At 77.4% G+C, this 6,454-nt stretch carries 10 protein-coding genes; 4 read left to right on the top strand and 6 right to left on the bottom strand.

Features of this window, described 5'->3' with window-relative positions; all coding sequences use genetic code 11:
* Positions 1 to 115: 115 nt before the first annotated feature.
* Positions 116 to 328 carry a hypothetical protein gene (locus ACFUMH_RS18260; RefSeq protein WP_378208881.1) on the bottom strand — a complete coding sequence of 71 codons (213 nt, stop codon included), beginning with the start codon at positions 326 to 328 and terminating at the stop codon, positions 116 to 118.
* 151 nt (positions 329 to 479) lie between these two features.
* Between ACFUMH_RS18260 and mqo the strand changes: the two genes are divergently transcribed.
* Together mqo and ACFUMH_RS18250 are read left to right on the top strand one after the other, a co-directional pair.
* Positions 480 to 1,970: a malate dehydrogenase (quinone) gene (gene mqo / locus ACFUMH_RS18255; protein WP_378208879.1), complete on the top strand. Its 1,491-nt coding sequence runs from the start codon at positions 480 to 482 to the stop codon at positions 1,968 to 1,970.
* Between the two features lie 5 nt (positions 1,971 to 1,975).
* Positions 1,976 to 2,353 (top strand): hypothetical protein, encoded by a 378-nt coding sequence (locus ACFUMH_RS18250; protein ID WP_378208877.1) that lies wholly within the window; start codon positions 1,976 to 1,978, stop codon positions 2,351 to 2,353.
* A gap of 3 nt (positions 2,354 to 2,356) precedes the next feature.
* Here ACFUMH_RS18250 and ACFUMH_RS18245 read toward each other — a convergent pair whose 3' ends face one another.
* Genes ACFUMH_RS18245 through ACFUMH_RS18225 form a run of 5 tightly spaced genes read right to left on the bottom strand, consistent with a single transcriptional unit; the run spans position 2,357 to position 5,210 of the window.
* Complete coding sequence (locus tag ACFUMH_RS18245) at positions 2,357 to 2,770, bottom strand: DUF2277 domain-containing protein (RefSeq protein ID WP_378208875.1); 414 nt, start codon at positions 2,768 to 2,770, stop codon at positions 2,357 to 2,359.
* Positions 2,771 to 2,780: 10 nt separating this feature from the next.
* Positions 2,781 to 3,410 (bottom strand): methylated-DNA--[protein]-cysteine S-methyltransferase, encoded by a 630-nt coding sequence (locus ACFUMH_RS18240; protein ID WP_378208883.1) that lies wholly within the window; start codon positions 3,408 to 3,410, stop codon positions 2,781 to 2,783.
* A gap of 26 nt (positions 3,411 to 3,436) precedes the next feature.
* Positions 3,437 to 3,946 carry an RNA polymerase sigma factor gene (locus ACFUMH_RS18235; RefSeq protein ID WP_378208873.1) on the bottom strand — a complete coding sequence of 170 codons (510 nt, stop codon included), beginning with the start codon at positions 3,944 to 3,946 and terminating at the stop codon, positions 3,437 to 3,439.
* A 51-nt stretch (positions 3,947 to 3,997) separates the two neighbouring features.
* Positions 3,998 to 4,210, bottom strand: coding sequence for a hypothetical protein (locus ACFUMH_RS18230; RefSeq protein ID WP_378208871.1), 213 nt, complete (start codon positions 4,208 to 4,210; stop codon positions 3,998 to 4,000).
* A 49-nt stretch (positions 4,211 to 4,259) separates the two neighbouring features.
* The gene (locus ACFUMH_RS18225) at positions 4,260 to 5,210 is read right to left on the bottom strand and encodes a glycosyltransferase family 2 protein (protein ID WP_378208869.1); all 951 of its coding nucleotides are present in this window, start codon (positions 5,208 to 5,210) and stop codon (positions 4,260 to 4,262) included.
* A gap of 158 nt (positions 5,211 to 5,368) precedes the next feature.
* On the opposite strand from ACFUMH_RS18225, the gene ACFUMH_RS18220 reads away from it, so the two are divergent.
* The gene (locus ACFUMH_RS18220; protein WP_378208867.1) at positions 5,369 to 6,127 is read left to right on the top strand and encodes a class I SAM-dependent methyltransferase; all 759 of its coding nucleotides are present in this window, start codon (positions 5,369 to 5,371) and stop codon (positions 6,125 to 6,127) included.
* 115 nt (positions 6,128 to 6,242) lie between these two features.
* Positions 6,243 to 6,392: a hypothetical protein gene (locus tag ACFUMH_RS18215; protein WP_378208865.1), complete on the top strand. Its 150-nt coding sequence runs from the start codon at positions 6,243 to 6,245 to the stop codon at positions 6,390 to 6,392.
* The last annotated feature ends 62 nt before the right edge of the window (positions 6,393 to 6,454 follow it).

Raw genomic sequence — 6,454 nt, 5'->3', positions numbered from 1 at the left:
GACCGGTGACGGTCGTCCGGGGCCGTGGCGTGCCGGGGGCCGTGCTGCGTCGCGGCGCGTGGTGGGAAGTGGGCCGGCGTCGCGCGCCGGGTGCGGCACTCCGAGCCGGCCGCGCTCAGAGTCGAGCGGGGTCGTCCCAGTCCTCGCTGCTGGTGAGCGCCTCGTCGCCACCCTCGCGCTCGGACGCCTGCAGCGAGCGCGGAGCGCCGCTCGGGTCGCCGCCGGAGCGGGTGTCGCTGCCGAGCAGGTCGGCGTCGGACGGCTGCCGGTCGGCGATGCGCTGGGCGGCGGGGTCGGAGGCGAGGTCGCGCGCACGGTTGCGGGTCATGCTCGTTTGTACCGCCTCCTGCCGGTACGCCGCACCCGCTGCCGGGCGCGTCGCGGCGACGCGCCGCGCGGTGCGCGAGGACGTCCGCGCGAGACCAAGGTCACATTCCCTGAGTGCGGGACACCTCTCGACGTCGACCTAACATCGCCAGGTGGCAACGCGTGCGCACGACACGGCAGCAGACGTCGACGTCCTCCTCGTCGGCGGCGGCATCATGAGCGCGACCCTCGCGGCGCTGCTCGGGACGCTCGAGCCCACGTGGCGCATCGAGATCCACGAGCGCCTCGACGGCCCGGCGCAGGAGAGCTCCAACGCGTGGAACAACGCGGGCACCGGGCACGCCGCCCTGTGCGAGCTCAACTACACGCCGCAGAAGCCCGACGGCTCGGTCGACATCACCAAGGCCGTCAAGATCAACGAGCAGTTCGAGCTCTCGCGCGAGCTCTGGGCGCACCTGGCGGCGGCGGGCCGGCTCCCCGGCGCCGAGCGCGCGGTCACGCACACGCCGCACATGACGTTCGTGCGCGGCGCCGAGGACGTGGAGTTCCTGCGCCGCCGCCACGACGCGCTGCGCGCGCACCGCCTCTTCGCGGACATGGAGCTGAGCACCGACCCCGCGACCATCGCGTCGTGGGCCCCGCTGCTCGCCGCCGGACGCGACGCCGACGAGCCGATCGCGGCCACGCGGGCCACCTCCGGCACCGACGTCGACTTCGGCGCCCTCACGCGGGCCATGCTGGACGACGCCGTCGCGCGCGGCGCCACCGTGCACACGCAGAGCGAGGTCGTGGGCCTGCGCCGCCGCCGCGACGGCCTGTGGCGCGTGCGCGTCGCCGACCGCCGCTGGAACGGCGAGGGCCGGCGGACCCGCACCGCGCGGTTCGTCTTCGTCGGCGCCGGCGGCGGCGCCCTGCACCTGCTGCAGCGCTCGCGCATCAAGGAGATCCGCGGCTACGCGGGCTTCCCGATCAGCGGCCAGTTCCTGCGCACCACGAAGCCCGAGCTCGTCGCGCAGCACGACGCCAAGGTGTACGGCAAGGCCGCGATCGGTGCGCCGCCGATGTCCGTGCCGCACCTCGACGCGCGGGTGGTCGACGGCGGCCGCGCCCTCATGTTCGGCCCGTACGCCGGCTGGAGCATGAAGTTCCTCAAGGAGGGCTCGTGGGGCGACCTGATCCGGTCCGTGCGGCCGGGCAACCTCGTCCCGATGCTCGCCGTCGGCGCGCGCAACCTCGACCTGGTGACCTACCTGGTCCGCGAGGTCACGGCCACCGAGACGCAGCGCCTGCGCTCGCTGCGCTCGTACATGCCGACCGCGGACCCGCGCGACTGGGAGCTCATCACCGCGGGCCAGCGCGTGCAGGTCATCAAGCGCGGCAAGGGCGGCGGCGTGCTCGAGTTCGGCACGGAGCTCGTCTCCTCGGCCGACGGCTCGATCGCCGGTCTGCTCGGCGCCTCGCCCGGTGCGTCCACCGCCGTGGCCACGATGCTCGACCTGCTGCGCCGCTGCTTCCCCGACCACGCCGACGCGTGGGCGCCGCAGCTGCACCGCATGATGCCGAGCCTCGGCGGCGAGGACTGGGACGCGGCGTTCGAGCTCGACCAGATGGTCGACGGCGGGACGCTCACCGGCGGGCACTGACCGCCGTGCCCGCGCTGCCGCACGACGACCCGACGGACGACGACCCGACGCACGAGCACCCGGCGCACGACGCCCCGGGCGACCCCGACGTCGTGCCGGACGACCACGCCGAGCTGCCCGTCCCGGTCAGCGCGCCCATGCGGCACGCCAAGGTGCGCGCCTTCACCGACCACACCACGGTCGGGCAGGTCCGCGTCGGCGCGGGCGGCAGCGTCACCATCGGCTGCGCGTGCGGCATGACGCTCACCAACGGGCCGGGCTGGTCGCTCGACGAGCACATCCGGCTGCACCGCGCGGAGGCCCGGTTCCTCGCGCTCGCCGCCGTGGCGCCCGAGGGCATCCCGCGGCTTGTCCCGCACGCGGCGTCCGGCCCGACGGACTGACGCCTACCGCGCCGCAGTGGCGCCCGCCGCGTGCACCGGCACACCGTCGTCGTCGTGCGAGTGGTCGTGGTCATGCTCGTGCGGGTGGCCGTGCTCGTGCGGGTGGTCGTGGTCGTGCGGGTGGTCGTGGTGCCCGTGCTCCGCGCCGGCCTCGCGCGCGGCGATCCGGGCCTGCACCTCGGGCCGGCGCAGCGGCGGCACCGTGGCCGGCGGCCGACGGCGCTCCGGTAGCTCGTCGAGGAGCCGCGCGGTGATCGCCGCGATCTCCGCGACGGCCTGCTCGAACGGCTCGCGGGTGGCGTCGGAGAGCTGCTGCACGCCCGTCACCTTGCGCACGTACTGACGGGCGGCCGCCTCGATCTCGTCGTCGGTCGCGTGCGGCTCGAGGCCGCGCAGGGTCGTGATGTTGCGGCACATGGCCCCGACGCTACGCCCGGCCCCCGGCCGCGGGCGAGGGGCCGTCGGTGGCGCGCTCGAGCGCCAGCAGGGTCGTCTTGGCCGCGTCGCCGCCCGCGTACCGGCCGGGCGTGCCGTCGGAGCGCACGACGCGGTGGCACGGGACGAGCAGCGGCACCGGGTTGCGCGCGCACGCGGTCCCCACGGCGCGGACCGCGGCCGGACGTCCGGCGAGGGCCGCGACGGCCGCGTAGGACGCCGTCGTGCCGTACGCGACGCGCGGCAGCGTGGCCACCACGTCGCGGCGGAACCCCTCGAGCAGCCGCAGGTCCACCGGCACGTCGAAGGTGCGCCGCGCACCGGCGAAGTACTCGTCGAGCTCGCGCAGCACCGGGTCCAGCCGTCGGCCGCCCTCCAGCACGCGGGGGCTCACGCGTGCTGCGAGCTCCGTCAGCGCGGCCTCGTGGCCCTGCACCTCGAACGCCACGCGCAGCACGCCGCGCTCCCCCGCGGCGACGAGCAGCGCCCCGACGGGGCTGTCGACCACCCGGTAGGCCACGTCGAGCAGGCCGGCGCGCTCGGCGTCCGCGGCGAGCCGCGCCCGCAGGGCGGCAAGCGCGTCGTCGTGGGGCGCGTGCGTCGCGCCCGTCCTCGCGCCCATACGTGTACCCGTACCGGTGCCCGTGGTCATGCGTGGACCCTCCCGTCGTCGCCGGCCGCCGCGTAGGCGCGGCGCAGTGCCGCGACGCCGTCCGACGCCGCGCGGCGCGCCGCGGCGTCCGTGCCGCCGACGAGCGCGGCGACGTCCGCGTACGGCAGCCCGCCGATGTGGTGCAGCACGACGACGCGGCGCTGCTTGTCGGGCAGCACGCGCAGCGCGTCCCACAGGTCCAGGTCGCGGTCCCCCGGCCGCGGCTCCCCCGCGACGAGGGCGCGTGCGCCGAGCACGTCCGCCACGTCGACCGGCACCGCGTGGCGCCCGCGGCGGCGCAGCTCGTCGAGGGCCTTGCGGCGCGCGACCGTGACGAGCCACGCCTCGACGTTCGCGTCGGCGGGCAGCGTCGGCCACGCCCGCAGCGCCGCGAGGAACGTGTCGGACCACGCGTCCTCGGCGTCGTGCGGCCCGAGCAGGGCGCGGCACACGCGCAGCACGGTCGCGCCGTGCGCGCGCACCACGTGCTCGAACGGTTCCGCCACCCTCACAGTGTGCAGACGCCGGCGCGCCGGCGGACGTGAGGTGGCGGCGCGTCAGACGCCGGACTCGTCCGGGCGCGGGTCGTGCACCAGCGGGTCGGGGTCCTGGCCGGTCGGGTCGGACGGGTAGATGCGCCGCACCGCCTGGTCCTGCGTGTCCCCGGGCGACGGCTGCGCCTCGTCCTCGCGGCTCCCGGGCATGGGCTGGTTCTCGGGCAGCTCGGTCTCCGGACGCTGCTGGGCCGGGTGGACGGTCTCCTCGCTCATGGCCCCACCCTGACCGCCGCCCGCAGGAGCCGCCACCCGAGCGCGCGCGTCAGGCGTCCGGCGCGTCGAGGACGGCGAGCAGCTCCCGCACGTGTCCCGGCACGACGCGCCGGCGCGCCAGTGCGCGGCGCACGTCGGGCAGGGCGCGGCGCAGGCCGACCCGGCCGGCGGGGTCGCGCAGCGCCTCGGCGACGCGCCGCAGCACGCGCCGCCAGGGCAGCCGCATCAGCGCCGTGAGCAGCGCCGACCGCACGATCGCCGCCTGCCGGGACGCCGGGTCGGAGCGCCGAGGCGAGGGGTGGTGGTGCACCGTGGCGGCGTCGAGGTAGGCGATCGACCAGCCGCGGGCGGCCAGGTCGAGCGAGAGCCGCTCCTCCTCGCCGGGGAAGCGGACGACGTCGTCGAACCCACCGACGGCGAGGAACGCGTCGCGCCGGACCATCGCCGCGCACGCGATGAAGCCGAGCAGCACGGGCCGGTCCACGCCCGCCGGCCGCGGCAGCGGCGACGCCGCCAGGACCTCGCAGAACGAGTCCGGCCGCTCCTCGGCGCCGACCAGGATGTGCGCCTGCACGACGGCGACCTCGGGGTGCGCGTCGAGCCAGTCCGCCGCGACGCGCAGCGACCCGGGGGCCCACCACGAGTCGTCGTCCGCGAACGCGACGTACGGCGTGCCGACCGCCTGCGCCCCGAGGGTGCGGGCGTGCGCACCGACGTTCTCGGGCAGCGGCAGCACCGTGACGTCGGGGACGGCGGCACGGACGGCGGGCGTCGTGCCGTCGGACGAGGCGTTGTCCACGAGGACGACGGGCGCGGCGTGCCGGCGCAGCGTGACGAGCAGCTCGTCGCGGCGGTCGCGGCTCATCACGACGACGCCGACCCGCGGGTCCTCGACGTGGCGCGTCCACCCGGCCCCCGGTCCGGCGGCGGTCGCCGGCGGGGCGGCGGTGGGGACCGTGGTCCGTCCCGTGGCGTCGGACGTCGACGGGCTCCCCGTCATCGCACCTCCCGGCTCGGTCGACGTCGGGCGGTGGTGCCCGGCACGGGCGTGCCCGCGGGCCTCACCCTAGGGACGCGGGCCCGCGCCTGCCCGCCGGGGGCCGGTGCGGGCCGGCGTCGGGGCTGGCCGTGGTCCGACGCGAGTCGTACTGTCCGCGCGTGGGGTTCTCCGTGGCACCCGGCGCGTACGACCGCTTCATGGGCCGCTACGCCGCTCGCCTCGCGCCCCTGCTCGCCGACGCGGCCGGGGTCGCCCCCGAGGCGCGCGTCCTCGACGTCGGGTGCGGGCCCGGCGCCCTCACCGCGGAGCTGGTCCGGCGGACGGGCGCGGCGCGGGTGCACGCCGTCGACCCCGAGCCGGCCTTCGTGGCCGCGGTCCGGGACCGCCTGCCGGGCGTCGACGCACGTCTCGGCGCGGCCGAGGACCTGCCGTTCGCGGACGGGTCCGTCGACGTCGCGCTGGCGCAGCTCGTCGTGCCGTTCCTGGCCGACCCGGACCGCGGCCTGCGCGAGATGCTCCGCGTCACGCGCGACGCGGGCACCCTCGCCGCGTGCGTGTGGGACCACGCGGGCGGCACAGGTCCCCTGGTGCCCTTCTGGGACGCCGTCCGTGACGTCGACCCCGGTGCCGTCGACGAGGGTGCGGCGCCCGGTGCCGCCGCCGGCGACCTGCTCCGGCGGGTCCGCGCGGCGGGCGGTCGTGAGGCCGTCGAGAGCCGGCTCACCGTCGCGGTGCCGTGGCCGTCCTTCGACGCGTGGTGGGAGCCGTGCACGCTGGGGGTCGGACCCGCCGGTGCCTACCTCGCCGCTCTCGGCCCGGACGCCGCGGTGCGCGTGCGCGAGCGGTGCCGCGCGGTGCTGCCCGACGCGCCCTTCACCCTGCGCGCCACGGCCTGGTGCGTCGTGGCGCGCGCGTGACGTCGGCGCGCACCGCGGTCACGCTCCCTGCGACGGCTGCCGCGAGGCGGGCCGCACGGTTGCGGGCCGGAGGCGGCGGTCGCAGGCTGGCGGGACGGCGACCAGGGAGGTTCGGATGAGCGAGACAAACGACACCGGCACGACCGACGAGGGCACGACGACCGCCGAGGACCTGTCCGACGCGGGCGTCGGCGCGGGAGCGGGCGGCGAGGCCAACACGATGGAGCCCGAGGAGGACCCGGACGCCGCGCCCGACGCCGGCTGACCGGCCGTCGGGTGGTCGCACCACCCGACGGCGGCGCGGCCCGGTACCGCCCCGGCGGTACC

The organism is Cellulomonas sp. NPDC057328, assembly GCF_042667215.1.
Classification (GTDB): Bacteria; Actinomycetota; Actinomycetes; order Actinomycetales; family Cellulomonadaceae; genus Cellulomonas.
Note: the sequence above shows the minus strand (reverse complement) of the source record. Positions and strands in the feature narration are given on the sequence as shown.

What these genes read in the sequence shown, in the direction of transcription:
- ACFUMH_RS18260 (WP_378208881.1), bottom strand. Translation starts at nt 328, where the DNA reads ATGACCCGCAACCGTGCGCGCGACCTCGCCTCCGACCCCGCCGCCCAG.
- ACFUMH_RS18245 (WP_378208875.1), bottom strand. Translation starts at nt 2,770, where the DNA reads ATGTGCCGCAACATCACGACCCTGCGCGGCCTCGAGCCGCACGCGACC.
- ACFUMH_RS18240 (WP_378208883.1), bottom strand. Translation starts at nt 3,410, where the DNA reads ATGGGCGCGAGGACGGGCGCGACGCACGCGCCCCACGACGACGCGCTT.
- ACFUMH_RS18230 (WP_378208871.1), bottom strand. Translation starts at nt 4,210, where the DNA reads ATGAGCGAGGAGACCGTCCACCCGGCCCAGCAGCGTCCGGAGACCGAG.
- ACFUMH_RS18225 (WP_378208869.1), bottom strand. Translation starts at nt 5,210, where the DNA reads ATGACGGGGAGCCCGTCGACGTCCGACGCCACGGGACGGACCACGGTC.
- ACFUMH_RS18215 (WP_378208865.1), top strand. Translation starts at nt 6,243, where the DNA reads ATGAGCGAGACAAACGACACCGGCACGACCGACGAGGGCACGACGACC.